Source organism: Paenibacillus sp. GSMTC-2017 (assembly GCF_016019935.1).
GTDB lineage: Bacteria > Bacillota > Bacilli > Paenibacillales > Paenibacillaceae > Pristimantibacillus.
This window is the reverse complement of record NZ_JAECMT010000001.1, coordinates 577,024-603,014: the sequence shown is the minus strand read 5'-3', so window position 1 is coordinate 603,014 and position 25,991 is coordinate 577,024. Positions and strand designations below refer to the sequence as shown.

30 protein-coding genes and 1 riboswitch are annotated in these 25,991 nt (G+C 43.4%); of the genes, 17 read left to right on the top strand and 13 right to left on the bottom strand.

Features of this window, described 5'->3' with window-relative positions; all coding sequences use genetic code 11:
- From recG to I6N90_RS02805, 4 genes are all read left to right on the top strand, one after another.
- Nucleotides 1-2,055 (top strand): ATP-dependent DNA helicase RecG, encoded by a 2,055-nt coding sequence (gene recG / locus I6N90_RS02820; protein ID WP_232242509.1) that lies wholly within the window; start codon nucleotides 1-3, stop codon nucleotides 2,053-2,055.
- 70 nt (nucleotides 2,056-2,125) lie between these two features.
- The gene (locus I6N90_RS02815; protein WP_197933981.1) at nucleotides 2,126-2,413 is read left to right on the top strand and encodes a stage VI sporulation protein F; all 288 of its coding nucleotides are present in this window, start codon (nucleotides 2,126-2,128) and stop codon (nucleotides 2,411-2,413) included.
- A gap of 220 nt (nucleotides 2,414-2,633) precedes the next feature.
- On the top strand, nucleotides 2,634-3,443 hold the full coding sequence (locus tag I6N90_RS02810) for a carbonic anhydrase (RefSeq protein WP_197933980.1): 810 nt from the start codon (nucleotides 2,634-2,636) through the stop codon (nucleotides 3,441-3,443).
- Between the two features lie 208 nt (nucleotides 3,444-3,651).
- Nucleotides 3,652-4,128, top strand: coding sequence for a GyrI-like domain-containing protein (locus I6N90_RS02805; RefSeq protein WP_197933979.1), 477 nt, complete (start codon nucleotides 3,652-3,654; stop codon nucleotides 4,126-4,128).
- A 90-nt stretch (nucleotides 4,129-4,218) separates the two neighbouring features.
- Here the strand turns inward: I6N90_RS02805 and I6N90_RS02800 are convergent, their stop codons facing one another.
- Nucleotides 4,219-5,187, bottom strand: coding sequence for a GntR family transcriptional regulator (locus I6N90_RS02800; RefSeq protein WP_197933978.1), 969 nt, complete (start codon nucleotides 5,185-5,187; stop codon nucleotides 4,219-4,221).
- A 101-nt stretch (nucleotides 5,188-5,288) separates the two neighbouring features.
- On the opposite strand from I6N90_RS02800, the gene I6N90_RS02795 reads away from it, so the two are divergent.
- A complete protein-coding gene (locus tag I6N90_RS02795) occupies nucleotides 5,289-5,834 on the top strand; it encodes an HPP family protein (protein WP_197933977.1) in 546 nt (181 codons plus the stop codon).
- A 41-nt stretch (nucleotides 5,835-5,875) separates the two neighbouring features.
- Here I6N90_RS02795 and I6N90_RS02790 read toward each other — a convergent pair whose 3' ends face one another.
- Complete coding sequence (locus tag I6N90_RS02790; RefSeq protein WP_197933976.1) at nucleotides 5,876-6,571, bottom strand: SOS response-associated peptidase; 696 nt, start codon at nucleotides 6,569-6,571, stop codon at nucleotides 5,876-5,878.
- Between the two features lie 196 nt (nucleotides 6,572-6,767).
- Here I6N90_RS02790 and I6N90_RS02785 point away from each other — a divergent pair, with 196 nt between their 5' ends.
- Nucleotides 6,768-8,090 carry a DUF2515 domain-containing protein gene (locus I6N90_RS02785; RefSeq protein ID WP_197933975.1) on the top strand — a complete coding sequence of 441 codons (1,323 nt, stop codon included), beginning with the start codon at nucleotides 6,768-6,770 and terminating at the stop codon, nucleotides 8,088-8,090.
- Nucleotides 8,091-8,154: 64 nt separating this feature from the next.
- Here I6N90_RS02785 and I6N90_RS02780 read toward each other — a convergent pair whose 3' ends face one another.
- The 3 genes from I6N90_RS02780 to I6N90_RS02770 all read right to left on the bottom strand — a co-directional run bounded on the left by I6N90_RS02780 (nucleotide 8,155) and on the right by I6N90_RS02770 (nucleotide 10,995).
- Entirely contained in the window at nucleotides 8,155-8,487 is a 333-nt protein-coding gene (locus I6N90_RS02780; RefSeq protein ID WP_197933974.1) for a YolD-like family protein, read from the bottom strand.
- Nucleotides 8,484-9,728, bottom strand: a complete 1,245-nt coding sequence (locus I6N90_RS02775; RefSeq protein ID WP_232242507.1) for a DNA polymerase IV — start codon at nucleotides 9,726-9,728, stop codon at nucleotides 8,484-8,486. The genes I6N90_RS02780 and I6N90_RS02775 overlap by 4 nt, the downstream gene beginning before the upstream one ends.
- Nucleotides 9,729-9,921: 193 nt before the next feature.
- Nucleotides 9,922-10,995: a glycosyltransferase family 2 protein gene (locus tag I6N90_RS02770; RefSeq protein ID WP_197933973.1), complete on the bottom strand. Its 1,074-nt coding sequence runs from the start codon at nucleotides 10,993-10,995 to the stop codon at nucleotides 9,922-9,924.
- A 125-nt stretch (nucleotides 10,996-11,120) separates the two neighbouring features.
- Between I6N90_RS02770 and I6N90_RS02765 the strand changes: the two genes are divergently transcribed.
- The 9 genes from I6N90_RS02765 to I6N90_RS02725 all read left to right on the top strand — a co-directional run bounded on the left by I6N90_RS02765 (nucleotide 11,121) and on the right by I6N90_RS02725 (nucleotide 20,096).
- On the top strand, nucleotides 11,121-12,665 hold the full coding sequence (locus I6N90_RS02765; protein WP_197933972.1) for a spore germination protein: 1,545 nt from the start codon (nucleotides 11,121-11,123) through the stop codon (nucleotides 12,663-12,665).
- A gap of 24 nt (nucleotides 12,666-12,689) precedes the next feature.
- Nucleotides 12,690-13,889: a Ger(x)C family spore germination protein gene (locus I6N90_RS02760; protein ID WP_197933971.1), complete on the top strand. Its 1,200-nt coding sequence runs from the start codon at nucleotides 12,690-12,692 to the stop codon at nucleotides 13,887-13,889.
- Between the two features lie 49 nt (nucleotides 13,890-13,938).
- The gene (locus I6N90_RS02755; RefSeq protein ID WP_197933970.1) at nucleotides 13,939-15,045 is read left to right on the top strand and encodes a GerAB/ArcD/ProY family transporter; all 1,107 of its coding nucleotides are present in this window, start codon (nucleotides 13,939-13,941) and stop codon (nucleotides 15,043-15,045) included.
- A 72-nt stretch (nucleotides 15,046-15,117) separates the two neighbouring features.
- A riboswitch (TPP riboswitch) is annotated at nucleotides 15,118-15,229 on the top strand.
- 190 nt (nucleotides 15,230-15,419) lie between these two features.
- Nucleotides 15,420-16,475, top strand: coding sequence for an ABC transporter substrate-binding protein (locus I6N90_RS02750; RefSeq protein WP_232242506.1), 1,056 nt, complete (start codon nucleotides 15,420-15,422; stop codon nucleotides 16,473-16,475).
- A 44-nt stretch (nucleotides 16,476-16,519) separates the two neighbouring features.
- Entirely contained in the window at nucleotides 16,520-16,822 is a 303-nt protein-coding gene (locus I6N90_RS02745) for a thiamine-binding protein (RefSeq protein WP_197933969.1), read from the top strand.
- Nucleotides 16,773-17,597, top strand: coding sequence for an ABC transporter permease (locus I6N90_RS02740; protein WP_232242504.1), 825 nt, complete (start codon nucleotides 16,773-16,775; stop codon nucleotides 17,595-17,597). The genes I6N90_RS02745 and I6N90_RS02740 overlap by 50 nt, the downstream gene beginning before the upstream one ends.
- Nucleotides 17,597-18,370, top strand: coding sequence for an ABC transporter ATP-binding protein (locus tag I6N90_RS02735; protein WP_197934776.1), 774 nt, complete (start codon nucleotides 17,597-17,599; stop codon nucleotides 18,368-18,370). Before I6N90_RS02740 ends, I6N90_RS02735 begins: the two co-directional genes overlap by 1 nt.
- Entirely contained in the window at nucleotides 18,363-19,196 is an 834-nt protein-coding gene (locus I6N90_RS02730; protein ID WP_332262384.1) for a TatD family hydrolase, read from the top strand. Before I6N90_RS02735 ends, I6N90_RS02730 begins: the two co-directional genes overlap by 8 nt.
- Nucleotides 19,197-19,325: 129 nt before the next feature.
- Nucleotides 19,326-20,096, top strand: coding sequence for a glucosaminidase domain-containing protein (locus I6N90_RS02725; protein ID WP_197933967.1), 771 nt, complete (start codon nucleotides 19,326-19,328; stop codon nucleotides 20,094-20,096).
- A gap of 159 nt (nucleotides 20,097-20,255) precedes the next feature.
- Here the strand turns inward: I6N90_RS02725 and I6N90_RS02720 are convergent, their stop codons facing one another.
- From I6N90_RS02720 to I6N90_RS02710, 3 genes are all read right to left on the bottom strand, one after another.
- Nucleotides 20,256-20,594 carry a L,D-transpeptidase gene (locus I6N90_RS02720; protein ID WP_197933966.1) on the bottom strand — a complete coding sequence of 113 codons (339 nt, stop codon included), beginning with the start codon at nucleotides 20,592-20,594 and terminating at the stop codon, nucleotides 20,256-20,258.
- Between the two features lie 135 nt (nucleotides 20,595-20,729).
- Nucleotides 20,730-20,891, bottom strand: coding sequence for an asparagine synthase (locus I6N90_RS02715; RefSeq protein ID WP_197933965.1), 162 nt, complete (start codon nucleotides 20,889-20,891; stop codon nucleotides 20,730-20,732).
- 307 nt (nucleotides 20,892-21,198) lie between these two features.
- Nucleotides 21,199-21,375 carry a YjfB family protein gene (locus tag I6N90_RS02710; protein ID WP_197933964.1) on the bottom strand — a complete coding sequence of 59 codons (177 nt, stop codon included), beginning with the start codon at nucleotides 21,373-21,375 and terminating at the stop codon, nucleotides 21,199-21,201.
- Nucleotides 21,376-21,466: 91 nt separating this feature from the next.
- On the opposite strand from I6N90_RS02710, the gene I6N90_RS02705 reads away from it, so the two are divergent.
- Nucleotides 21,467-21,886, top strand: a complete 420-nt coding sequence (locus I6N90_RS02705) for a hypothetical protein (protein WP_197933963.1) — start codon at nucleotides 21,467-21,469, stop codon at nucleotides 21,884-21,886.
- Nucleotides 21,887-21,954: 68 nt separating this feature from the next.
- On the opposite strand, the gene I6N90_RS02700 is transcribed toward I6N90_RS02705, so the two are convergent.
- On the bottom strand, nucleotides 21,955-22,572 hold the full coding sequence (locus I6N90_RS02700; protein ID WP_197933962.1) for an acetate uptake transporter: 618 nt from the start codon (nucleotides 22,570-22,572) through the stop codon (nucleotides 21,955-21,957).
- Nucleotides 22,573-22,728: 156 nt separating this feature from the next.
- The gene (locus I6N90_RS02695; protein ID WP_197933961.1) at nucleotides 22,729-23,349 is read right to left on the bottom strand and encodes a flavin reductase family protein; all 621 of its coding nucleotides are present in this window, start codon (nucleotides 23,347-23,349) and stop codon (nucleotides 22,729-22,731) included.
- 101 nt (nucleotides 23,350-23,450) lie between these two features.
- On the opposite strand from I6N90_RS02695, the gene I6N90_RS02690 reads away from it, so the two are divergent.
- The gene (locus I6N90_RS02690; RefSeq protein WP_197933960.1) at nucleotides 23,451-24,140 is read left to right on the top strand and encodes an ArsR/SmtB family transcription factor; all 690 of its coding nucleotides are present in this window, start codon (nucleotides 23,451-23,453) and stop codon (nucleotides 24,138-24,140) included.
- A gap of 214 nt (nucleotides 24,141-24,354) precedes the next feature.
- Here the strand turns inward: I6N90_RS02690 and I6N90_RS02685 are convergent, their stop codons facing one another.
- The 3 genes from I6N90_RS02685 to I6N90_RS02675 all read right to left on the bottom strand — a co-directional run bounded on the left by I6N90_RS02685 (nucleotide 24,355) and on the right by I6N90_RS02675 (nucleotide 25,964).
- Nucleotides 24,355-24,747: a hypothetical protein gene (locus I6N90_RS02685; protein ID WP_197933959.1), complete on the bottom strand. Its 393-nt coding sequence runs from the start codon at nucleotides 24,745-24,747 to the stop codon at nucleotides 24,355-24,357.
- Nucleotides 24,734-25,357, bottom strand: a complete 624-nt coding sequence (locus tag I6N90_RS02680; protein WP_197933958.1) for an ImmA/IrrE family metallo-endopeptidase — start codon at nucleotides 25,355-25,357, stop codon at nucleotides 24,734-24,736. Before I6N90_RS02680 ends, I6N90_RS02685 begins: the two co-directional genes overlap by 14 nt.
- A gap of 79 nt (nucleotides 25,358-25,436) precedes the next feature.
- Entirely contained in the window at nucleotides 25,437-25,964 is a 528-nt protein-coding gene (locus I6N90_RS02675; protein ID WP_232242502.1) for a helix-turn-helix domain-containing protein, read from the bottom strand.
- Nucleotides 25,965-25,991: the final 27 nt, after the last annotated feature.

Genomic DNA, 25,991 nt, shown 5'->3' with positions numbered 1-25,991 from the left:
ATGATCAAGCTGGATCAAATTTCTGTGAGACAAATTAAAGGCGTGAGTGCTCTGAAAGAGGGAGAGCTTCACGCCTTTGGTGTGCATACAATTGCCGATTTATTAGCATATTTTCCTTATCGTTATGAAGATTATCGAGTACGTGAACTTGCTGATGTGAAAAATGGTGAGAAAGCAACCGTGTTGGGACTAGTCCGTGGTGCTCCGGTTCTTCAGCGATATGGTAAAGGAAAGTCTCGCCTAACTTGTAAGGTAGAGGTAGGGGGATTGCTCGTTTCTGCCGTATGGTTCAACCGCCATTATTTGCAAGAGCAATTGCAGCCTTCTCGTGAAATATTACTGACTGGCAAGTGGGAGCAGCATCGTTTGCAAATTACTGTATCAGGTTCTGAGTTTCCAGATAGCGCAAAGTCTTCGAAATCAGGATCTCTACAGCCGGTTTATTCTGTTGGAGGTAATATTACACAATCATGGATTAGGAAGATGATAGAAGTAGCTCTGACCCAATATGGTTCCATGCTAGAAGAAGTGTTGCCATATGAGCTAGTAGAAGAACATCGTCTGATGCCGAGGCTTGAAGCAGTTAGACTCATACATATGCCAGGTGATATGAAACAAGGGCAAGAGGCACGTAGACGGATGGTTTATGAGGAGCTCTTTTTGTTCCAGTTGAAACTTCAGGCGTATCGATCTTTAAATCGTAGCAAAGCTGACGGTATCGCATTCCGAATTGAAAGTGAGACGATCCGCTCTTTCGCAGCTACTCTTCCTTTTGAGCTAACAGATGCACAGAAGAAGGTTGTAAATGAAATATTGACCGATATGCGTAGAGGCTACAGTATGAACCGGTTATTACAGGGGGATGTAGGTTCTGGCAAAACGGTTGTTGCTGCAATTGCCCTATACGGTGCTGTCAAAGCAGGCCATCAAGGGGCGTTAATGGTGCCGACTGAAATTCTTGCAGAGCAACATACCAAATCGCTGCAGAAGTTATTTGCCGAGTTAGGCCTGCAAGTAGGCGTTCTTACTGGCAGTCTTACTGAGCGGAAACGTAGAGATGTTCTTGCTGGTCTTCAGATGGGTCTTATTGACGTAGTAGTAGGTACTCATGCACTTATTCAAGACGATGTGTTTTTTAAAAGTTTAGGTCTAGTCGTAACTGATGAGCAACATCGTTTTGGTGTGAATCAGCGAAGCGTGCTAAGACGCAAAGGGATGAATCCTGATGTGCTTACGATGACAGCTACGCCAATTCCGCGTACACTTGCCATTACTGCGTTTGGTGATATGGACGTTTCCACACTGAAAGAGATGCCTAAGGGGCGTAAGCCGATCAAAACGTATTGGGTGAAACATGATGCAATGGATCGTGTTCTTGGCTTCATTCGTAAAGAAGTTGCAAATGGGAGACAAGCATATGTCATCTGTCCGCTTATTGAGGAATCCGAAAAGATTGATGTACAAAATGCTATTGATCAATACGTTCAACTTCAGCAAGCTTTCCCTGATTTGAAAGTAGGGTTGTTGCATGGCAGATTAACTGCTACGGAGAAGGATGCAGTTATGTCGGATTTCAGTGTGAATGGGACGCAAGTTCTTGTCGCAACAACGGTTGTTGAAGTTGGCGTCGATGTACCTAACGCTACTTTAATTATCATTATGGATGCAGAGCGGTTCGGTCTATCTCAGCTTCATCAGCTACGTGGACGTGTTGGACGGGGTGAGCATCAATCTCATTGTATTCTGATGGCTGATCCTAAGTCAGAGACGGGCAGGGCACGGATGAAGGTTATGACGGAAACGAATGATGGCTTTGAAGTTGCACGTAGAGACTTGGAGCTACGTGGCCCTGGAGATTTCTTCGGCACGAAGCAGAGTGGGCTACCCGAGTTCAAAATTGCAGATATGGTAACCGATTATGAGACGTTGGAGTTAGCGCGAGAAGATGCTGCACGGCTCACGGAACGAGAAGATTTCTGGTCAAATGAATCCTTTGCAAGGTTATGGCACATTTTGCGTCAGGATCAATTTTTCCAAGGAGAGCAACTGGACTAGGCAATTTTTACGCTCTTTCGGCATATAGTTAATTCATTAGACTGGATTGCCGAACGGAGGTGCTGAAACGATGAGCTATCAAAATTACGGTATTAAGCCGCAATTGGTTGAACGTGTGAAGCTCAAGCTGAAAAATTCCGCAGTAAAAGATCGAATTAGGCTGCTGCTTGGTTCAGTGACTAAATACGATCTTCAGGATCGTGTCAAAGTGCGTAAGCTGGTAAAGTCAGCCGCAGTCATATTACAAGAGAAACTAACAGAGGCACAAGAGGATGGTATTGTCGCTTTCATATTAGCGCAGAAGATTGATCCGAATAACACATTCCATTTACTTAAACTTTGGGGAATGTTCCGCTGACCGATATTCGGTCAGCTTTTTTTTATTTCTATAGAAAAAATGACGAGAACTCGAATGCGGAAGAAAATTTATGAACAAAATGATCAATATGTGACAAATATTTCATTTTATTGTTAGGTATGGTAACTTGTTCGCAGTATCTGTTAAGGAGGTGTTCAGTCGTTAGTATCAGCATTATTGTATGGTATTCATAACCTATTTTAAGGAGATGAAATGACGTATGCGATCACGATTGACAAAAACAGTTATAGGGACTCTTTTTATTATTTTATCGGCTTCTGCTGTCGCTTATGCGGAACCATCAAGACAAGCACAGACGTACAGCGGTAATACACCACATTGGTCCTATGAAGGTGATACCGGGCCTGAACATTGGGGGCACATTAGCGAAGAGTATGCTGTTTGCAAGGTGGGAGAGGAACAATCCCCAATTAATATTGATACTGACGAAACAAATGAAAGCGGTAACAAAGGGAAAGTAACAGTCAATTATAAATCGACTGCATTTACTTTCGGAAACAATGGTCATACGATTCAAGCTAATACATCATCTACTGCTAATCAATTAACTCTTTCTGGCACTGTATATAATCTTGCACAATTTCATTTTCATACGCCAAGTGAACACAAGATTGACGGCAAAGCATCTCCACTAGAGCTCCACTTTGTTCATAAGAGCAAGACGGGTAGCCTCGCCGTGTTAGGTGTACTTATTAAAGAAGGTAAAGCAAACACCGCTGTCACCGAAATGTGGTCCAAACTTCCGAATAAAAAGACAGATACAGATCTTACTTTGAAAGCTGCGATTGATATTAAAAAACTACTGCCGAAAGACTTAGACGCATACCGTTATCAAGGATCTTTAACGACACCACCATGCTCCGAAGGCGTTAATTGGACCGTCTTTGAGCAATCAATCGAAATGTCTAAGGCGCAAATTAAAGCGTTCCAAGCCATTTTCCCTAACAATCACCGTCCTGTTCAACCTGACCATAACCGTGATATTAGTGAAACGGAAGTGAAAAAATAACTCATACAGGGTTGCGGTTGGGACAAGCTATCAACTTAATGGAGATATAGATAACACTCTTATAGAAACAAGCTGGTTCTGGTAATTTGCCGGAGCCAGCTTATTTGTTTGTAATTGATTTCGATTGATGTATTTGGAAATTCTAGTATAATCGAGTTTAAACAGTTTGTTTTTCTATCATTTTGTTACAAATTAGGAGTGTGCCATTATGACAACTGAACAAATCGAAACGCTGGAGCGTAATGAGACGAAACTGGTCGGCTATACTGTAACGGTATCGTTAAATGAAGATCTAGAAGCTGGTATAGTCGGGAAATTACGTGAGGATTTAATAAGTAAACGTCATGAAATTGCTAATCGTCTTGAGGAAGATGGCATTTATTTAGTTCAAGTCTATTCAGAAGACGAATGGTCGCCAGATGTTCCGTTTGTAAGCATTGTTGCAGTAGAAGTTAGCGAATTTTCCATTATCCCTGAGGGATTAGTTCAACATACGATACCTGCTGGTAAATATGTAAAGGTGACTCATAAGGGACCTGAATCTCAAATAGGAGACACCTATGATTCCATTCGGGAAAAAGATATAAGCAGTTGTCGGCCGTTTGATTTCGAGTATTGGGCGACTATAGATTCACTTGATCAAGAGGAGAACGTGATACATATTTATTTGCCATTTGAAGCATAGGTCGCTTCGAACAACAAAGGCTGCATCACAAAAATATGTTTTGAATTTAGCCCGCGTAAATCGTGGGCTTTTTTTCTTATGCGATAAAAATTAACGTTTTATTAAAAACTGCTGCAACAGATTTTCGCTTCCTTGCTCAAGGCGCATCGGGTAAAGTTCAACTTGGTGTGGAGCACGATGCTTAAGCTCAGAGTAAACGGCTTCGGATGCATAGATTTTGGTAGAATGAATAAGTGCTGCTTCTAATCGTTCTTTGTCATCTAAGCCGAATGCATCTGAACGAAGATCAGTACGGCCAGCATCGCTCACACGACGGGCCATCCATTCGCCACCCGCTTCACCTAAACAAACAAATGATATAGTTGTGTTCGATTGGAGTTTTGCTATGGCTAGATAGATGCTGGGATCGACAGTAGCGCCAATGATATGTACCTTTTGATCGATAGTGGACAAGAGACTCTTAACATCATCTGCATGGTTCAATGTGGTAACTATAATACTGCCTTGTGTTAATGTGCCAAATGCGGCTATTCCATTCATTTTTACAGTTTCCAAAAGTATTGTTTTAACTTCACGGCCTGTAACTCGCCTGATTTCTTCCCTGTAGAAGGGATGATCATGCTCGCTGCATTCGATGAATAAGATAGGCTGAGCAATGAGTTGCTGATTGCTGTCCAGCAGCGTATAAGCAAGTCCTGCTATAAAAAGCTGTTGCAAGTTTAGCCCTTCTTCTTGTGCCGCTTGTATCGTTGCGCTTAAAAGCCGCTTCATTGGTAAACGCTCTTTCCTCAGCAGCTCCGTTCCCTTCCCGCTTGCAACTCTCGTACCTTTGCCTCTTTGCATCGTAACGATGCCTTCATCTTGCAGTTGATTATAGACCCAATTCACTGTATTTCGATTTAGTCCGAGCGTATCAGCGAGCAAGCTAGCTGTTGGAAGCATATCACCGGGTTCGATTTGCCCGGTACCGATCAACCATTTCAATTGTTCCTTGATTTGTGTATTAACGCTGAACGTCAACTGGTTTTCGACTTTAAGATATTGTTTAAGCTGCTCCAACGCATACACCTCATTTCCTATTCAACTGTTTATATTATACAGCGTTCATAATGTATTGACAGCGTTAATACAATTATATATAACTAAATAACTAGTTAAATATGAATATTGGAGGGAAGGTAATGAATGAACAAGAGGCCTCCAGCTATTGGATGAAGATGCGAGGGGCGAAAAGAAGTCCTCTAAAAGTACTTCCGAGAAATATAGCGATCGGTGTAATTGGTGGTTTTATTGCCATTTTATCATTATCACTATTAACTGATCTTACATCTGAAGTGTGGATTATGGCTCCTTTTGGTGCGAGCTGCGTTCTTGCATTTGGTCTATGGGATGCACCTTTGTCACAACCAAGGAACATTATTGGTGGTCATCTCATTGCTACTTTTGTAGGTTTGACGATGTATCATTCCTTTGGCGATGGCATGATCGTTATCGCTGCTGGGGTAGGTTTAGCTATCGGTTTCATGATGTTGACCAAAACGACACATCCTCCAGCAGGTGCCAATCCTATCATCGTCATTATGGCGGGAAGTAGTTGGTCATTTTTGATTACCCCTGTACTAGTCGGAACGTTAATCATTGTATTGCTTGCTCTGCTTATTAATAATCTTGATAAGAAACGGGAGTATCCAACTTTTTGGCTGTGAGCCTATACACACTACTATTATTGACTCTCGTGTTAATTCCCTCACCATAATTCTAGCTGCTCGTCCACTTCTTGGCGGACGACTAGCGATGGATCATCATTGCTAACGTTCCCAACTGCACTTCCAACTGGATAGGCTTCGATCGCTTCTGACGGGTATGGCTGCAGCATCGATGACAGAACGGCGATATCTTGTTGCTTCCGATCTAGCCATAAAGATTCTTGCTCTGGTTTCAAAATGACGGGCATTCGATCATGTATCGGTGCAACGATTTCATTGGGCTTTGTTGTAAGAATGGTGCAACTGCTCAGCTTTTCTCCGGTAGGTGAAATCCATATTTCATACAGTCCAGCCATGCTGAATAGTGAGCGATTTTTCATCATTATGCGCATGGGCTGTTTGCCTTGTGCTGTAGATTTCCATTCGTAGAAACTGTCTGCAGGCACAATACAGCGCTTCCGAAGAAATGGCTCCCTAAATGCAGGTTTTGTCGCGGCTGTCTCTGAACGCGCATTGATCATACTAAATCCTATTTTGGGATCTTCAGCCCACGGCGGAACAAGCCCCCACTTAAGTTCACCTAGTCTATTTCTTGTGCCGTCGCTAATGATGGCTAATACTTGCTGGCTCGGAGCGACGTTATATTTAGGCCGATGAAACGGCACCATCGTTTCATCTATCATATATCTAACCATCAGCTCGTCGAGCGTGATCGTTATCGTGTAGCGCCCGCACATCACAGATCCTCCTTCAATAAGCGTAGTATCTCTATTATACATTTGCACATTAGTGCTTGCGAGAAGCAATAGGGCACCCTGTTGCATAGGGTACAATATCTTGTTTCGGCACGAATATATTGATTTCTCTCTGTATGCGATTGCTTGGAAACGTGGATAATGGTAACAACAAGCTCTATTTGGGAAGGAGTTCGCGATGGGGGATAACAACATGCAGCCTAATGACCGAGGAGGACCGCTCGGGTGGCTTGGGCACTTACTTTCTCTTCCTGGTGAAGCGCTTGCCTATGCGATTGGCAAATGGAATGCTAGTCATATTTCAAAAGAAATGCTTCAGTCCGCAGAGCCATTGCAACTTGCTCCTGCCGCTGTTGCTAGATTGACGGAGAGCTTGCTAAAGCTTGAGTCTGAGATAAAGGCAGTAAAGGTGGTCGTTGCCTCCGACACAGCACTACAGGCTTGGTCGCCGGAGGAGTTGATGTTGATCGAGCGTATCCAAATGGAGACCACGGAGGCGAATCGCAACAATGTAACGCGTACCGAAGCATATCGTAATGTGTATTTCCGCACACCAGAGCTGCACTGGGCGCTGCTCGCCCATTTAGTTTCCCGCAACGGCGGATGGAATATGACAGATTTACAAGGAGAATGGCTTCCACGGTTACTAACTGAAGCGCAGCGCCTGGATGTATTTCTGTTTCTGGAGCGGGCAAATGCACTCATCTTTCAAGATGCTTACCCACAGCTGCTTCTATATCAGTGGAGCCGTAGTCAAAACCGCAGTTTGTTTCATTTATTGCCTGCCTTTGGTGTATCGGCCTTTATGATACCGGTATGGCGCCAGTTTTGGCGGGAGGGAGATTCCGCTATTCTCACCACGGCGCTAATCGTGAACGAACAATATTTTATTGAAGGACGTGTCGTTCGTAACGATTACTTCGAGAAGCATGTGTTGCAGACTATGTTTTTTGGGTTGCAGTCCCTATTACAGCTTAATGGTGTATTATTTCCTTACGGCAGCGGGAGGGAGGATACGGGCGAACAATTACAACTCGCGGGTCTCATCCTTGAAAATTTTCAAAATGTACATGAGCGTATTGAATTTGGAAAACGACTGTATGCCATGTTGTTCGGTATTCCACGTGTCTTTGCTGGGGCGAAATGTTTCGCTGCGGCTGTTAAGCATACAGGCTCGCGAAGCGATTATTCACCAGCATTGTTCCACTCTGTTCGTAAAAATCCACCTCGTCGTATTTATGAGGAGAAGCTGCTTGGCGGACGGCTTAAGTCTGGGGCTTCACCCATTTACAGCCCTTCATTGCAGTCTGCGTGGAAGGATCATCCTATAGAGTCCCACGATACGACCGATTGGTTTCTGAGCAGTGAGACGGTGTTAGGTTATTTCCACACGCTTCCGTTTCCACAAACCTTCGAAATAACGAATGAATATGGACTAATGTTAAGTAAGTTGGAGCTCGCGGTACTCGCTGCACAACGCGGGAAGAGTAGCGGCAACTAACAGAGAGTAGCAGCCGCTACTCTTGGAGTCGCTTAAGTAACGAAACAGGTTAGAGAGAGTTGTTTTACAAATATTCTTCTAAAGCGGCACCTTCGATATCGCGAATAGGGAACCATTCCCCGTCTACCATGAAGCGACCTTTCAGTTCATCTACACGATCTACGATGCCAATGATGGTGAGTAGCTCGATGGGGTGAAACATACGTACTTTAATTTGTTGTCGCCGTAGTAATGATTCGGATACTGCGCGGGAAACATGCTCCCACTCTTGCTCATCCAGTTCAATTCGGCTACGTCGTTTTAATGATTCTACTTGGCTATTGATTGCGGCCTTGTGCTCTGGCAACATCATACGGCTGGACTCCCAAAGTCCATTTCCTTCAAGCTTTTTCCTCATTTGTAATGTCCTCCAATCTTCTTCGCCCGGTCCGTTGCCTGACCTATTGGGGTCGCTGAGACCGCTCGTAATATACTTGAGTCGCCATACTTTTGTTTGATGGCATCTGTTGCACGTTCTAACGCCATCCACTTCTCCTGATCAGGATTGAACATAGATAGCTGGTATTCGTCATCCGGGTTAAACTCGGAGAGACTTACGCCTACTTTACGGACGGGCAGTCCATCCCAATGTTGTCGCAACAATTGCATCACAAATCGGAATACCTGATTCGTCACATTAGTAGGATCCTCCATCTTCATCTGACGACTGAAGCCGCTGGGACGATCATAGTCTGCTCCCATGCAGGCGACAGAGACGACATGCCCCATGTATCCTTTGCTGCGGCAACGCTGACAAACAAGCTCCGTCAGTTCCAGCAGCACGATCTTGATCTCCTCGAGCATGGCATAATCCCGTGGTAGGGTCATCATATGACCAATCGTCTGAGGAGCAGTTCCGTGCGTGCCAGGTGTGACGGGGCTGTTATCGATCCCATTGGCGATACGCCAGTACAACTCGGCGTTAATATCAGAGTTGCGCCCGAGCTTGCGGTGCATCATCGTTTTTAGTTTCTCTAGTGGCGTAGCGGCTAGCTGACCAATCGTTTCTAGTCCCATGGCGTTAAAGTGCCTAGTCATACGGCTACCAACCATAAACATTTTTGCGATAGGCAGCGTCCACAGCGTAGTGCTAAGATTTTGTTTGGATAGAACATAAACGCCGGAATCGTTTTTTTTCGCATAGTTGTCGCAGGCTGTTTTGGCAAGCACTTTACTTGGCCCGATGCCGAAACGTGTATGAATGCCTGTCTCCGCCTTAACCCGCTTCTGGATAAGGGAAGCGAGTTCTTCAGGAGTGCCGTATAGATGGAGGGAGCCGGTTACGTCGAGAAATTGCTCATCTATTGAATAGGGCTCAACCAAATCGGTGAAAGATTGGTAAATGCCCGTAATCATTAAAGAAATATCAATATATAGCTGCATACGAGGCTGCATAATAACAAGATCAGGACACTTCGAGAGCGAATCCCCGAGTCGCTCTGCTGTTGTTATACCAAACGACTTAGCGATAGGGCAGGCTGCTAATATAATGCCAGAACGTCGCTTCGGGTCCCCTGCGACGACAAGTGGTCGATCGCGGAACTCGGGATGCTCCGATTTCTCAACGGAGGCATAGAAGGATTGGCAATCAGCCAGCATGATCACTTTTTCATCGGTCATGTTAGCATATCCCCTTTTTCTTAAAAGCGAATGTATGTTCCCTTTATTATATGCTCCATTATATACAGAACATACGCTCTCGTTCCACCTTTTTTGAGTGGGTATTATTGACAAACAAAAAAGAGGCGGAAATTCCGCCTCTGAGTTAGTGCTCCACGCCACACTTCGCATTTTATACGAGGTCAAGCCCCTTAAAAAATTTCTCGTTATACAGAACGCTTGGATGACTTGGATTGTAGTGCCTCGCAATTTTGTGATGCTGTATCGCTTTTTCCCTATCTCCAATACGATCATAACAAACGGTTAGCTGCAGATGGGGGAGCCAAGTCCAAGTTGCATTATCGGTTGCACTCATCAAGTCTTTTGGTTTCTCAAGCAACGTAGCAATAGTAAACCAGTAGATCGCTTGCGGGAATCTTTTTTGCTCGATAAATACGGACCCTAGCTGGCAACAAAATTCGGCTCTTGGTGTATCGTAACTGAGCGTGCGGAGCAAAGAGGTAATCTGCTTATTTTTTTCTTCCAAGCGACCGTAGCAATCAGCCTGTTTCATACATGCGGCTATCTCGTCTTCGACCCAACCATGTCCAGAAATTAGAAATTTTTCGTACCAGTCGATGGCTTCCTGATATCTGGCATGATCCCGCAGCTCATTAGCGAAATAATATTGATCGCGAGGGGAAAATACTTCTCCGCTTTCATGACGCTTCAAATAAATTTGTAAATTGCGATCAGTATAGAGCCGTTCTTTACGATGTGCTATAGCAACATCGCTATGATGAATGTTGCCATATACAGCCAAGTATTCATGCACAGGACCAATCCAGCGGAAGTTGCAAGCACGGCGGACAAGACGGTTTCTACGCAAACTGTAAAGCGGTTTTCCCTCCTGATCGAAGGAGAGATTGTAGTTCATCGAGACGCTGTCATAGGGGAAGTCCTCTTGCGCTTTAAGTTCCTTTAGCTTCAAGAGATCATCTTCTTCAACGACATCATCTGCATCTAGCCAAAGGATATAAGATTGTGTTGCTCGTTCGAAGGCGTAGTTGCGGGCTGCGCCAAAGTCATCAATCCATTTAAAGTCATAGATAATAGCATCGAAAGACGCCGCAATCTCTTTCGTACGATCTGTAGAGCCTGTATCTACGATGATGATTTCATCGACAGCTTCTCTTACAGAGGCTAAACAGCGTCCTAAACTTTCTTCCTCATTACGAACAATCATACATAAGCTGATACTAATCAATCGGCCTCATCCCTTCATTTCTGATCGTCAATATCATTCTATTAGCGGAGATACAGGATGGTGCTATACATATTTAGAACCATAATGCGCCAAAATAGAGGCAACATGGAAATAGAGGGTGCGCTATGAGTCAAACAAAGAAGCCGACATTAACGCCGCTTAGCCCATCGCTGAAGGCGAATACGGATACGATACATAAAAGGTTCGGCGGAAGCTGTGATCTTGTTATTCGATTATTTCAGAGTGATGCTGCCCCGAGGCGTGAGCTGGGGTTACTTTATATTGATGGACTAGTCAATGCGGATTTTATTAACAACAGTGTGCTCGAACCGTTAATGTCACTTAAACTGTCCCCCCATAGAGGTGAAAAGGGCGACCAATTGATCGAGTCATTTCGTGCGTGCGTCGTTTCGGTAGGGGGAGTAAGAAGTGTAGCTACACTAGAAGAGGCTCTTCAGTTTATGACAGATGGGTTTTGCCTCATTTTAGCGGAGGGCAGTACAGTTGCACTTATGGCCGATGTTAACGGAGGCAATCAAAGGGCAGTAAATATTCCGCAAACACAAACGGTTATTCGTGGACCGCAGCAAGGTCTCGTAGAGGACGTTCATACAAATATTAGTCTTGTTAGACGCATTATTCGCTCGCCAGATTTACATGTGCAAATGCATAAGATCGGCACGCAAACACATTCGAATGTAGCGGTAATGTACTTAAATGGCGTTGCTGATGAAGGAATTGTAAGAGAGGTATACCGCAGACTTGCTGCTATCGATATTGACGGAGTGCTAGAGAGCGGCTATATCGAAGAGTTTATTCAAGACGAAACGTTTACGCTTTTTCCTACACTATTAAACACCGAGCGACCAGATACGATTTCGGCGTCATTGTTAGAGGGAAGGGTAGCTATTTTGGTGGATGGTACACCGATGGCGCTAATTGCTCCAACGACATTTTTCAGTTTCTTTCAATCCGCAGAAGATTATTATCAACGATTCGATATTGCCACTTTTGTCCGCATCATTCGATATGTGGCCTATGTTGTATCGATGTTGCTTCCTGCACTCTATATTGCAGTTACTACTTATCACCAAGAGATGTTGCCTACAACTCTTCTTATCAGTCTTGCCGCACAACGCGAGGGTGTCCCATTCCCGGGACTAATTGAAGCGCTACTAATGGAGATGACCTTCGAAGTACTGCGAGAAGCTGGACTGCGAATGCCGCGGGCAATCGGACCTGCAATATCAATCGTTGGAGCGCTCGTATTGGGGCAATCTGCCGTACAAGCGGGAATTGTATCGGCAGGCATGGTTATCGTCGTTTCGTTTACAGCAATATCCAACTTTGTTATGCCAGAGTTCAATATGGCTGCTACATCTCGCATTATTCGCTTTGGATTTATGTTAATGGCGGGAATGTTCGGTTTTTTCGGTATTTTTGTTTCGGTTATGTTTATGCTTGTTCATCTCGTATCGCTTCGTTCATTTGGGGTTCCCTATATGTCGCCTATGGCACCGGGTACGAAAGGCAACGGATTATGGCATGATGTGTTCGTTCGAATTCCTTGGTGGGCAATTATGTTTAGGCCACTAGAGCTTAATCCCCGCAATTCACGGCGGCAGCGCAATGCTAAGAGGCCGCCTTCTCAAAGGCATTCTGATAAATAAGGATAGGAGACAGGAGCTATGAGAATGAAGTTTATATTATTGTTCGCATCGTTCCTGCTGCTGACAGGATGCTGGAACAGAGTGGAGCTAAACGAAATTGCGATTATATCGGCGACAGGTGTTGATTGGCAGGACGGCAAGTGGGTGATGTCCTATCAGATCGTCATTCCAAAAGCGATATCAAGCGGAACGTCGGGAAGCGGGACAGCTGCGGTTAATGTGTTTTCGACGGAGGGCGAAAACTTTCGGATGGCTATTAGCAAGGCAAGTGAAGAAAGCGCACGCCGGTTATATTTTTCACATAATCAAGTCGTCATTATTAGTCAGGAAGCAGCGCGAAAGGGAATAGCGCCTTTACTTGAAGCTTATTTGCGAAATCATGATTCTAGGGAAACGGTTAGTGTCTTTTTGTCCAAGGGAAACGCCAGAAAAATGTTGGAGCAGCTCATTCCGCCGGAGCAAATTCCTGGCGCTGCAGTACAGCGAATGATTACAAATGAAGAGACAGGTAGTGCGGCGTTTAGGCAAATGACGATTCATAGTGTACTTAAGGAATTACTTAGCAATACAAAGGCTACTGGTATACCGGGATTAGTATTAGCTGGATCTGGGAAAAGCACAGATAGTGTAGATGAGATGGGGAAAACATCAACGCCATCTAAGGTAAGATTAAACGAACTTGGACTCATTCATGGCGACAAGCTTGTGGGATGGCTGAATGATGATCAGAGTAGAGGAGTAATGTGGCTCAGCGACAATGTGGACAAAACAACGGTCTCCTACTCCTGTGCCGAAAACAAGGTAGGACCAGATGGCTCATCCGTTCGCATAATGAAAGCATCTACAAAGATACAATCCGTACCAATGAACAATAAGTGGAAAATGAAAGTTAAAATCGAGGCGAAAGGTGTATTGATGGAGTATAGTTGCCATCATGATTTGACGAAACCAAAAGAAGTGGAGAGAGTTGAAAGAAAAATAGAAGAGGAAATCAAAGCCATTGCGCTCGGTGGCTGGAAGTCCGTTCGGAAATACAAAACAGACATAATGGGATTTGGAAACATCATTCATGAGCAGCATCCAAAGTTATGGAAGGAGAGCAGTGGGAATTGGGATGAGTTGTTTCCACTGACGGAGCTTGAAATATCGGTAAAGATGAAGGTTGAATCGACGGGAATGAGTGGAAGGAATTTTAAAGCAGCACAAGAAAAAGCAGGTTCGTAGCTACTTAGATGGTAGAGGGAAACTTTTTATAGATAGAGGGGGGAGAAATATGCAGCAGTTCGGCAAAAATCAGCTAGCCATTCTCATTATCGTATTTTTAATAGGAAGTACACCACTATTTGAGCTTGGTATAGAGGCTAAGCAAGATGCATGGCTTGCGATGGCAATGGCGGCCGTAGTCGGACTGCTGTTGACTATCATTTATGTAACCATCCAGATGAGATCACCAAAATCTGATATTGCTGAGTTATATAAGATTCATTTCGGCAAATATATTGGGGCGGCTATCGCATTAATTCATGCCGTATGGTTCTCCTACGAATCAATGAGAAATGTACGTGATGTGGGCGAATTAACGTCGATGGCGCTTCTTAGCACCACGCCCAAATGGGTTATTATGCTGTTAATTTTGTTTGTAGCGGCCTACACCGTTAATAAAGGGATAGAAGTTTTTGTGCGTGTCGTACAACTGCTGTTTCCAATTGTTTTTATCAGTTATACAGTTATTATCTTATTGCTTTTTTTTGGTGGTCTTGTCAATGTAAAAGAGCTGATGCCCATTATGGAGAATGGCCCAATACCTATAGTAAAGGCGGCATTCCCTGACCTACTATCATTTCCGTTTGGTCAGATGGTTGTATTGCTTGTTTTCTGGAATCATGTGAAAGAGAAGAAGTTAATAGGAAAAGTGACGTATTTATCACTTACTGGTGTTTCAATTTTTCTCGTATTTATGAATGCCATTATTTTGTGTGTACTCGGAAAAGAACTAGCTGGGCTCACAGCGCTCCCGCTGCTGCATGTCGTTCAATTGATTAGGCTTGCGAACTTTCTAGAGCGGCTGGATATTATCGTTACGCTGCTACTGTTTATCGGACTTTTCGTTAAAATTGTGACATTGTATATGGCTTCAGTATTCACCTTAAGTGCCGTAACACGTATCAGTCAGCGTTACTTCGTGCTCCCAGTCGGGGTTATCATCTATGCCGCCTCTTTCCTTGAGCCTAACAACACGTATCATATATGGATCGGGCTTGATATTACGCTGAAAATTGTACCCTTTTTTCAGATCGTACTGCCGCTACTTATGTTTGCCATCGGGGTGAGAAAGCGATATCGAGTATCAGGGAATGGGGCCAAAGGGCAAGAAGCATAAGAATGGAGTTGTGAAAATATGTCTAGCTTTCTGATCGGAATTTGCTATAATGAGTTAGTAATTGACGAAACTAAATATGCTCTGGGGAGCTGGGATTTGCCGGCTGAGAGGGAATAGATGAATATTCCGACCCATATAACCTGATCCGGATAATGCCGGCGTAGGAATTGAAGCTAAGCTTCTCTTAAGTAAACGAAATCGACTCTAGTCTAGTAGCTACAGTGGTTTTGTGTCTGAAGTAGGAAGCAATGACATAGCCGACAACATGACGTCCTCCGTATAGGGAGGGCGTCTTTTTATTTTTCTACATGTGCACAGGGAGCACGAAGGGGTCGTCAATACATACAAAGAATGCTCGGAGAGGGGAACACATCATGTTAAGCAACAAAATACGCAATAAAACAACCAAAAACGTTACAGCGCTTTCGATCACTTTATTAGCGCTTATGCTAGCTTTGGCTGGCTGCGGGGGAAATAGCAACGGAAAACCTTCAGATAAAGCTGAAGAGGGGACGTCAACAGGGGGGAAGCCGCTACAAAAAGTGCAGGTTGTACTTGATTGGTCGCCAAATACAAACCATACAGGTTTGTATGTCGCTCGCGATAAAGGTTTTTTCAAGGAGCAAGGTCTTGATGTTGAAATTATTCCACCTGGTCAAGACGGTGCGGACAAAATGGTCGGTTCCGGAAATGTACAATTTGGCGTTAGCTACCAAGAATCAGTGACATTAGCTCGTATTGCGGGTGTGCCGCTCGTTTCTATTGCTGCAGTCATTCAACATAATACATCTGGTTTCGCATCACCGAAGGAGAAAGGAATAGATTCTCCGAAAAAGTTCGAAGGAATGCGCTACGGCGGCTGGGGAGCACCTGTAGAAGAAGCAATAATCGATTCCGTTATGCGCGAGGATGGCGCAGATGTGGGCAAAGTAGACATAATGAGCATTGGAGACAGCGACTTCTTCACGGCAGTGAAGCGGGATATTGATTTTGCATGGATCTATTATGCTTGGACGGGCGTTGAAGCTGAGCTTCGCGGCGAAGAAATTAACATGGTTTATTTGACGGATTATAGTGACAAGCTGGATTATTATACACCCGTTCTCGTTACGAACGAAAAGTTGATTCAAGATTCGCCAGATCTGGTGAAAGCTTTCACAACTGCGACAGCGAAAGGTTATCAGCTAGCGATTGACAATCCAGAGGAAGCTGCTGACATATTGATTAAAGCTGAACCTGATCTGAACGCTGATTTAGTGAAGGCTAGTCAGAAGTGGTTAGCTACACGTTATCAGGACGATGCTCCTCGTTGGGGAGAGCAGAAGTTAAGCGTATGGAAAAATTACGCGGGCTGGATGTTCGAGCGTGGACTTTTGGAGTCGGAGCTAGACGCTGAGAAAGCTTTTACAAACGAATTTTTGCCTGAATAATGCGGTAAGCTGATAACAACATGGGAGAAAGAAGGGGAATAGAAATGGCTAACGCACTTGTCAGTATTCAAATATTGCCAACTACACCAGGAGGAGAAAGTGTTCTGCCTTATGTAGATCGGGCTATCTCCATTATAAAGGAATCGCGAGTTCCATACCGGGTCGCTCCACTAGAGACGACGATGGAGGGAGAGCTTAGCGAATTACTTGGCGTTGTACAGCGAATGAACGAGGCGATGACGGAGATGGGCTGTGCTTCCGTTATTTCACAAATAAAAATTTATTATAACCCAGAGAATGGCGCTTCAATGGGAAGACTGCTTGAGAAATATCCAGATGGGCAATAACAAAGGTCCGTGGTCGAGCATATGGCCACCAGTTGTTGTACTAGTGGTGCTGATTGCTTGCTGGCAAGCGATTGTATCCTTCGGAGTCGTACACAGCTGGATGATACCTTCGCCTTTGGCAGTTGTAGAAGAAGCGCTTAAGGCTAACGTATGGCCGAGGCTTATGGAACATACAGGTGCAACGCTTAAGCTCACCTTGATTGGATTTTTAGGAGGATCGGCGGCGGGCTTTGTGCTCGCCGCTTTGCTGCATCTATTGCCAGGTGTACGAAGAGGTATCTACCCCCTTCTAATCTTATCGCAAAATGTGCCTATCGTCGTATTGGCGCCAATTATGACGATGCTTTTTGGCTATGGATTGCTTCCAAAAGCACTTCTAGTCATATTGGTATGTTTTTTCCCCGTATCCATTGCAATGCTGAGCGGATTGTCCAGTACGGATAACGGATTACGTAATTATTTGCGAATGATAGGAAGCAGGAAGTGGCAGTTGTTTTGGCGATTGGAGCTGCCTCATTCTATTATTCATTTATTTTCAGGACTCAAAATTGCTGCAACCTACAGCGTAATGAGTGCTGTGTTCGCAGAAATGTTGTCGCCAAAGATCGGGCTTGGTGGCTTCATGGTATTGTCATCCAGAGGGTATATGCCGGAACGGGCTTTTGCAGCAGTTGTCCTTATTATTGCACTTAGCTTAACACTGTTTGGAATCGTCGTAATGGCGGAACGTCTAATCGTACGCTGGCAACCTAAGAAGGGAGGAGAAGTGAAGTGATGCTGGAAGTAAAGGGAGTAAGCAAAATCTTCAAAGATAAAAGGGGCATAAAGGAAGTGCTTCAAGATCTGTCTCTCCAAGTAGGGGACGGCGAGTTCGTATCTATTATTGGTCCTTCAGGCAGCGGTAAAACGACATTATTCGGAGTGATCGGTGGACTGGAACGTCCAACAGCCGGTGAGATATGGATTGACGGGAAGGAAACGACGCTTGAAAGCGGTCATGTCGCTTATATGCCACAGCAGGCTTCGTTACTACCTTGGCGGACAGTAGCAAGTAATATTGAGTTGTCACTTACTATTGCAGGTATAGATAAAAAAAAGGCGAAGGATGATGCTCACGCATGGCTGAACGAAATTGGGCTTGGCGAATATGCGGGTGCATATCCACATGTTCTCTCTGGCGGTATGCAGCAACGTGTCTCTTTCCTGCGAGCTCTGTTATCTCCGCAGAAGCTAATGCTTTTGGATGAGCCATTCGGAGCGCTGGACGCACTAACGAGGCAACATATGCAAAAGTGGCTTCTATCGATTTGGGAGAAAAACCGCAGATCAGTGCTGTTAGTCACGCATAGTATCGAAGAAGCGATCTATTTATCGGATCGGATTATTGTATTGTCCGCCTCACCTGCAATTGTTCAAGATGAGATCATTGTCCCGTTCGAGAGACCGCGCAGGGAGGAGTTATGGATGGATACCCGCTTCAACGAGCTGAAGCAACGTATCTATACTCATCTTCAAGATAGCGGTAGGGAGGCAGCTCTTCGTGCATAATTCGAATGAAGAATTTATTCGCGGTGTAGATAATTTTGCTTGTATTGATGCTCATCTTCATGTGGATTTGTATACAGAAGAGGAACGAACTACCCTGCTGGAAGAAGCGTTCAGGGACGGTGTGGAAGCTGTTATAGCTGTATCGATGAACCTGGCCTCCTCCAAGACGAATGATGGATTGGCGAAAAAGTATGCGGGGCGAGTTCATCCTGCATTCGGCTATCATCCAGAGCAGGAGCTACCCTCTGCAGCTGAGCGGGAGCAGCTATTCCGTTGGATAAGAGAAAGAGATGCTGCTGGGGAAGCATTCGCTATTGGTGAAGTTGGTCTTCCCTATTATAAACGGACGGAGCTCGAAGCTACAGGAGAGCCATTTAATGAGACGCCCTATTTGTCATTGTTGGAAAGCTTCGTTGCACTTGCAGCAGAGTTGGATCGCCCAATCGTTCTTCATGCCGTTTATGAAGATGCGGATAAAGTATGCGACTTGCTTCAGAGATATGGGATTCGCAGAGCACATTTCCATTGGTTTAAAGGAAGCAGAGATACAGTGGAGCGGATGATTAAGGCAGGTTACTTCATATCTATTACACCGGATGTTGCATATGAGCGGGAAATTATTGAGCTTGTGGAGCAATATCCGATTCATCTTCTTATGGCAGAGACTGATGGACCGTGGTTGTTTGAAGGACCTTACAGTGGCCAATCAACCAATCCGTCGATGGTGCGACACGTTATTGCGGATATCGCAGCTGTTAAAGGAATGAATGCTGCTAAAGTGGCATCTGTATTACTTGAAAATACGAAACGTTTTTACGATATATAATTCGTCTGTAGAAACGGCATTTTGTCTCAATAGGACGAAGTGCCGTTTCCTTATGCCAAGCTGTCGCATACAAAAGAGTAAGAGTCCTTTGTGCATATAAGGAGGGCTAGTAGTTAGGGGAGTGAGGATATGGCGAAGCTGACGAGAGATCAGTTTTTTGCGGCTATTGCACCAGCAGCCATCTTAGTTGGTCAGGAAGGTTCTCATTTGTTTCCGTCTGTACGACTTGCACAAAGTTTACTGGAATCAGGTGGGGTCATTCATGCGTGGAACAATTTGGGTGGGATCAAAGTTGGCAGTGGGCGGACGAATGCCTATTGGCAAGGTGCAGCGGTCATAAAGGGTACATGGGAATATGTAGATGGTAGAAATGTAACGATAAAAGCAGCATTCCGAGCATATAAAAGCATTTATCATTTCTATAAAGATTTGGACCTGCTTATGAATATATCAAGGTATGAACGAGTACGGCAGGCCACCACGCCAGAACAACAAGCACAAATGCTTTATGCTTGCGGATATGCAACAGATCCTGCTTATGCATCGAAGTTAATCTCGATTATAAATCAGTATGGACTGAAGAAATATGATAATTTGGTAACGCCCCCTAGGAAAACAAGAGGGTTTGAGGCCGCTTCAATTATACCTATAACGTATCAAGGGCAAGTAATTGGGACGGGATATTTATTAAATGGAACACCTTGGATACCTGCCAGAAAAATCGGTGAGTTCCTTGGAATGAAGATTGGCTGGACGGGAAGTAAGGTTACTGTAAACGGTATAGAGTTAGAGTCCATGCTGTCGGAATCGACGGGATATGTAAAAGTAAGGGATTTGGTCAATGTGCGCAGTGGTACTTTTCAGTGGGATGAGCGCGCGCAGGTTGTAATGATCGATTAGTTTTTATGTTGATAAAGGGGCTACTTCTCCAGAAATAATGTTCTGGGGAGTGGCCGCTTTTTGCAAATAAACGAGGTGTGTTCGTAATTGAATGAAGCCCGGAACAGCCCAATGAACGATAGGGCATTCTGGGCTTAGAAGATACCAAATGACATGATGTTATGGGCGTATTGTAACCCGTGTCTCGATCGGGACGAGTGCTGCTAATTCAAGGACATCGTGGTTGTACATTCTAATACACCCATGAGAAACTTCATGACCGATTGAAGATGGATCGTTTGTTCCATGTATGCCATACGACGGTTTAGATAGACCCATCCAGAACGCGCCGAATGGTCCTCCTGGATTAGGCTGTTTGTTAATGATGAAAAACTCGCCGGTCGGGGTAAGTGTAACCATTCTCCCAATACCAACAGGGTAACCACGTACGACAATATCCCCATCAAGAAGATATAATCTCCGATCAGAGAGATCGACAATAATTCGATAATTGGGCATGTGCATCCTCCTTTCACCCATAGTATGGGAACGATGGAGGGAAGGATTGGGTTGCACAACTATTTCTATTGTTTTGAGTTGAATCTTCAAAAAGGAGGGAGACAATAAAGTGCCTCCCTGCCTATCTTGCCAAGACTATCGGTGTTCGATCAAATCGATTGCACCAAGAATGACATGAGCAAGTCCAAAGCCGAGCACACCAACACCAACAAGTTTATACTTGCTTTTCAGTAGTGTAGCAGCACCAGAAGCAGTAACTACAGTCCCAAGAACAGTAGGAATCAATCCTTCACGCATTAGAAACACTCCTTTTGGTTTTGTTTGGCAAGACAACTTAGTTTGCTTCAATGTGAGGTACATATGCGTACATTTTTATTTTTATCATCGCCATGATCGTCGTCCTCTTCGATCTCGCGCTTCTCGTTATTAAATTCAACAGAAGATTGAGCCATGATGTAATCAAATGGTGTATAGTTAAGATGCAATTATATTGAAATAATTGAAGGAATAGAAATGATAGAAATGATAGATTATGAGTATAGGAGAGTCACTCTTATTTTGATATCCGTACAAGAAAAAAACCCGCAGTTTGCGGGTTCAATCATTACACGCGAAGATCGATGCTTTGACCACGGGTAGGGTCGAGATTTTGATTAATCATTTGGACAAGCTGTTGTCCTTGTTGCTCTGCTTGGTCTTTTGCTATATTAAGTACTTTAAGACCGACCGCTTGAGATAAGGACGATTGGCTTTTTAAGATTGATAGTGCTGCAATATCCAATACTTACACCTCCTTGATAGTTGTATCGGCTGTAGGAGGGGAAAAGCTTAGTAACTGATTTTATAATGCGGCTTGAAGGGAGGTGCGACATATGAGAAGAAAAATAATGATCATACCGTTAATCATTTGTTTACTGTTTTCAGTTCCTTTGATATTGAAGGAAATGGGCGGAGTTGGGAGTGGCTTGTCTTATATTTATGACAAAAGTACATTTCATGACTATTCCATTGATGAAGCGGGTTACATCGTTTTTACCTCTGACATAACGGTGAAAAATATAACAAATAATGATGTGCGATTTACAATGAAAACAGATTTATCAAAGGAAATGGGTGTAGCTAAAAAGAAGTTTGCTTACGCTATAGTAGATAATTCTCTAAGTATAAATGTATTCGAAATTGCACCTAACTCCACACAAACGTATGAAGTTAAGTTTAAAGTGCTCAGTGAAGGGGACAATACTAAAGCAGATAAACTGCCACCTAAAAAAGTTATATTTACAAAGCAGTAATGTAATCGTTCTATTTGGGAATAAAAAACCGCTCTATCACGAATCGGCGTGACAGAGCGGTTTTTTTGTTATTTTTTGAAAATGCCGAAAGGCTTGCCAATTGGTAGAAATACACGACCAAAATGTGTATTAAGAACTGCTGCACCACAAGCATAGAAAGAAAGAAGTGCAATAGCGAGCTCAGAGAATGCAGCAAGCTTATGGAAAAATGCAGGAACGATTCCAAAAGCATCAAAAGTTAGTCCGATGAACAAGAAATCGATAAGTACAAAAATGAAGAACAAAACTTTGTTTGTTTCCATTGCGCCAATCGTCATAAACAAGGTGAATATAAGATAGCCAAGAAAAGCGAAGCCCAATTGCTTCACGTCAACGTCAGCCGCAAGTTCTGGTCCAAATGCTCCTAACTTTATTAACCAACTTCCAGCAACAGCTAGCCAGAAGAAACCATATGCGCCAAATGCAGTCATACCAAATGTGTTGTTATGTTTGCCATCTAATATGGAAGCAAAAAGTTGGGCGAATGCGCCAAGGAAAATAGCCCATGGAATAACGAAACTAAGACCTTCAGTTATGCCTAGTTTTTGGGATGATGCTACGAGAGTAACGATAGCTAGTCCGAACAGACCGATTGCGCTTGGATCTGCGGATACAATTTTGACATTCGAATGTGATTCATGTTGCATGATACGTTGATTTCCTCCAAAAAATGTTATGTTGTTATTTTCATAAGTGAATACATCTCTGCCGATCTCAGAAGTATGCTGTGATATTATAAACAAAAATGACGTTCATAACCAAGGTAAATATTTGGAAATCGGATGTTTAACCAGTAAAACTCCTTACGTTTCAGAACGAAAGGTTTTGCCAAGCGGGCTTCCGAGCCCGAAATAATGACGGAAATTATAGATAAGTGGGCTCCATTTGTTCGGATCAATATGGTTTTCGTTTAAAATAATTTTTGTATGTGCATGTACATGTACAGCTTCCGTTTCAACGATAGCGATATGTGGAAGGTCTTCGGGAATACGAATATGTTTTACTCTAGCTTCAATTTGAATGGGGCATTCCACAATTCGGGAAGGTTTCACCGAAAGGGATGGCGACGGCGTTAATCCAGAGCAGGCAAATTTATCTTTTTCAAAAGTGTACCTATTGTTACGTTTATAGTCTGGAACGGGATATTTCCCTGTGAACGGGGCTAGCTTCTCCACATTTGACCATAGTGCTGGGCTTGGGATGTTAATTACGCACTCAGGATCGCGTTTTACGTTTTCGATTGCTTTTCCGCCAAGCCCAATTCCAAGTACGATATAATTTCCTAATGCCCATGAAGATGACAAAGGACTAATATTTACAGAATCATCCTCATTGCATGTAGTTAGTAGAATAACTGGTGTTCCATAATACAAAATGGAAGGTGTTATAGTTTCTGTTCTTGGAATGTAATCGTGTGTGCTCATCGTAAATTCTCCTCATACTTAGTTATCATTGCTAACTTATTGTAAAATGTAAGTAAGTAGATGATCATCGAAATATGGATTACATAAGGAGAAAATGTAAGATGAGTGTTAGTCCAAATGTGGCAGTTGTAGCTGCTTTGGTAAGTGAGGCTTCTCGTGCAGCGATATTAACAGTAATGATGGATGGCAGGTACCATCCAGTGAATGAATTGGCATATAGAGCAGGGATAACACCTCAAACAGCTAGTTTTCATTTAGCAAAAATGGTTGATGCAAATATCGTTTCCATCGAAAAGCAAGGAAGACACCGCTATTATGGCATTCAAAGTCAAGAAGTTGCTGGCATTATGGAAATGTTATTATCTATCTCTCCTCCGATGGAAATTAGATCATTTAAGCAAGCATTAGAGGATGGCGCAATGCGCAAGGCAAGAACTTGTTATGATCATTTAGCTGGAAAACTAGGTGTGCAATTAACAGCTTCATTATTGGAAAATGGGTTTATATCCGAAGAGAAGGACAGCTTCTCCATTACGGATAAAGGGAACGATTTTTTTGCTTCATTTCATATTGATGTGGAACAAGTGAAGAAAAAGAGGAGGTCATTTTCGCACAAATGTTTAGATTGGAGTGAGAGGCGGCATCACTTGGCAGGCGCTTTGGGTACTGCTCTATTAGAAAGATTTCTTGCATTAAACTGGATTGAACGAATACCGGGTACACGTGCAATAAAGGTGACTTGCGAAGGGGAGAAGGGATTTAAGGAAGTATTTTTATTTGAACTTGTATGAGCAAATAGTGTGGGAAATCTGGAATCGAATGATGAAAATTTTCACTGTCATGTATATTCATACCGATTCGGGAGAAGCTAAAAACATCGGCGTCGGAAGATGTCGTAGACAACCGCGGAGAAGGCTTACGTTTCCCCATAAGTTCTTCGTCCGGTTTCTCCTCTCCCATGAAAGAGGCCCTAGTGATAGGGCCTCGATTGTTTTTTATAAGCCCTTATGTATCACATTTAGCTCGTATAATCGTTCTTATGCTATATTGCAACACATCCTCAATATCACTTATCCGCAGTACAAGCCGCTCGACACTAGATAAGTCCAATTCCGAAGGAAGCACATTCGCAGCTCTAAACGCCGCTTTCTTAACAAGTGGCAGCATAATACCAATATGGTGTTCTTTTGACTCGTAGCGCGTGTATGCAAAGTCTGGCACCGTGATTGACGGATGCTCACCTTCAAATTCATCATAAGTGATTCGCTGGAATGGTGCTGTTATATCGATGGTTAACGTTTTGTTCCAGTCGAGTGAGTGGCAGTCTACAATCATCCAAACGGGATTAAGTAGCCCGTCTTCACCAGATTCTTCATAAATGACTTTAATCTTCAACACGATATACACTCCTGCTCTCGGCAATTTGGCGGTTTAATTGGTTTAATAGATTATTTGTGGCATGGGAGTAAGTATAGATCACAGGTTTCATAGTAGTTCTTGCACGTAGAGTTCGCTCTTCGCGCTCACTATGTATTTTTCGTAATATTTGTTCTATACGTTGTTTCACAAAGGTATAGGGAAGCCTGAATGCTTCAGAAATGATCGTCAAGTAATGATGCAAATATTTAGTCGGTTCATACTTCTCTAACATGAAGTAAGGCATTGCAGCGACCATTTGAAACTGTGTAGCTTGTGCTTCTTGAAGGTCTTGAAAGGTAGAAGGCATGGAATCTTGGATGCCAACATGTCTAAGAGGATGACACAGCTCATGAAAAAATTCTTTCCGGAGCTCCTCGTAACCTAAATCTTCTTTAAGAAAAATAAATGAGTAGCTGTTTTCCTCCCACTGAGCGAAACATGGACCACTATAATATCTCACTTCAACATTAAATGCTTGCGAAACGGCTTTAATGGTCAAGTCTGAAGGGGTTAATATTCCATGTTCTATATATCTTGTACTAATCCAAATTTCCAAATCGGATGGTTTGTATAAACTGAAATCCAACATTTGTTATCATCCTCCAAAAAAGAAACGTATGTTCGTATGTATGAGTAAAAAATATAGCCTGACTAAGGCTATAATAAAGTTATTGTTCATCTCTTTTTCGTTGAGCCTTACGGTATGCATCCACTGCAGCCTTGGCAGCTGCTCTCGCCAGATCTAGCTCCTCCTCGGAGTACTTATCAGATCCACCTAAAAACGCTCGTCCAATATTCGCTTCGCTATCTGCACGTTGTTCATGACCTTCATCATGTTTTGTTTTGCTAGATGAATGGTTAAGCTGGTCAGTGAGATCAGGTTGAACGTTATCAGATCTACCGTACAAGTAATCGATAGAAGTATTAAAGTAGTCAGCAAGTGCATTTATCGTTTTTTGATCAGGCTCCGTTTTTCCGCTTTCGTAGTTTCCATATCCTTGCCTAGTAATACCTAGGAAATCGGCCATGTCCTTTTGTGTCTTCTTCTTATCTAATCGTAGATTTCGAAGGCGATCAGGTAGCATAATAATAGCCCCCATTAACAGATTAGCTCTATTATAGGCAATTATTCGTTGCCTGCCAACCGAGGCAATGAAACTTTGCATAAATAGATTGACAGCAACGTTTAGTTGCATTAATATCGTGAATAAGGCAATGAAACG

Bases quoted from the DNA above. Each gene is read 5' to 3' on its own strand.
- recG (WP_232242509.1), top strand. From the start codon at position 1: ATGATCAAGCTGGATCAAATTTCTGTGAGACAAATTAAAGGCGTGAGT.
- I6N90_RS02815 (WP_197933981.1), top strand. From the start codon at position 2,126: ATGAGCTATCAAAATTACGGTATTAAGCCGCAATTGGTTGAACGTGTG.
- I6N90_RS02810 (WP_197933980.1), top strand. From the start codon at position 2,634: ATGCGATCACGATTGACAAAAACAGTTATAGGGACTCTTTTTATTATT.
- I6N90_RS02805 (WP_197933979.1), top strand. From the start codon at position 3,652: ATGACAACTGAACAAATCGAAACGCTGGAGCGTAATGAGACGAAACTG.
- I6N90_RS02795 (WP_197933977.1), top strand. From the start codon at position 5,289: ATGAATATTGGAGGGAAGGTAATGAATGAACAAGAGGCCTCCAGCTAT.
- I6N90_RS02790 (WP_197933976.1), bottom strand. From the start codon at position 6,571: ATGTGCGGGCGCTACACGATAACGATCACGCTCGACGAGCTGATGGTT.
- I6N90_RS02785 (WP_197933975.1), top strand. From the start codon at position 6,768: ATGGGGGATAACAACATGCAGCCTAATGACCGAGGAGGACCGCTCGGG.
- I6N90_RS02780 (WP_197933974.1), bottom strand. From the start codon at position 8,487: ATGAGGAAAAAGCTTGAAGGAAATGGACTTTGGGAGTCCAGCCGTATG.
- I6N90_RS02775 (WP_232242507.1), bottom strand. From the start codon at position 9,728: ATGCTGGCTGATTGCCAATCCTTCTATGCCTCCGTTGAGAAATCGGAG.
- I6N90_RS02765 (WP_197933972.1), top strand. From the start codon at position 11,121: ATGAGTCAAACAAAGAAGCCGACATTAACGCCGCTTAGCCCATCGCTG.
- I6N90_RS02760 (WP_197933971.1), top strand. From the start codon at position 12,690: ATGAAGTTTATATTATTGTTCGCATCGTTCCTGCTGCTGACAGGATGC.
- I6N90_RS02755 (WP_197933970.1), top strand. From the start codon at position 13,939: ATGCAGCAGTTCGGCAAAAATCAGCTAGCCATTCTCATTATCGTATTT.
- I6N90_RS02750 (WP_232242506.1), top strand. From the start codon at position 15,420: ATGTTAAGCAACAAAATACGCAATAAAACAACCAAAAACGTTACAGCG.
- I6N90_RS02745 (WP_197933969.1), top strand. From the start codon at position 16,520: ATGGCTAACGCACTTGTCAGTATTCAAATATTGCCAACTACACCAGGA.
- I6N90_RS02740 (WP_232242504.1), top strand. From the start codon at position 16,773: ATGGCGCTTCAATGGGAAGACTGCTTGAGAAATATCCAGATGGGCAAT.
- I6N90_RS02735 (WP_197934776.1), top strand. From the start codon at position 17,597: ATGCTGGAAGTAAAGGGAGTAAGCAAAATCTTCAAAGATAAAAGGGGC.
- I6N90_RS02725 (WP_197933967.1), top strand. From the start codon at position 19,326: ATGGCGAAGCTGACGAGAGATCAGTTTTTTGCGGCTATTGCACCAGCA.
- I6N90_RS02720 (WP_197933966.1), bottom strand. From the start codon at position 20,594: ATGCCCAATTATCGAATTATTGTCGATCTCTCTGATCGGAGATTATAT.
- I6N90_RS02715 (WP_197933965.1), bottom strand. From the start codon at position 20,891: ATGCGTGAAGGATTGATTCCTACTGTTCTTGGGACTGTAGTTACTGCT.
- I6N90_RS02705 (WP_197933963.1), top strand. From the start codon at position 21,467: ATGAGAAGAAAAATAATGATCATACCGTTAATCATTTGTTTACTGTTT.
- I6N90_RS02700 (WP_197933962.1), bottom strand. From the start codon at position 22,572: ATGCAACATGAATCACATTCGAATGTCAAAATTGTATCCGCAGATCCA.
- I6N90_RS02695 (WP_197933961.1), bottom strand. From the start codon at position 23,349: ATGAGCACACACGATTACATTCCAAGAACAGAAACTATAACACCTTCC.
- I6N90_RS02690 (WP_197933960.1), top strand. From the start codon at position 23,451: ATGAGTGTTAGTCCAAATGTGGCAGTTGTAGCTGCTTTGGTAAGTGAG.
- I6N90_RS02680 (WP_197933958.1), bottom strand. From the start codon at position 25,357: ATGTTGGATTTCAGTTTATACAAACCATCCGATTTGGAAATTTGGATT.
- I6N90_RS02675 (WP_232242502.1), bottom strand. From the start codon at position 25,964: ATGCAACTAAACGTTGCTGTCAATCTATTTATGCAAAGTTTCATTGCC.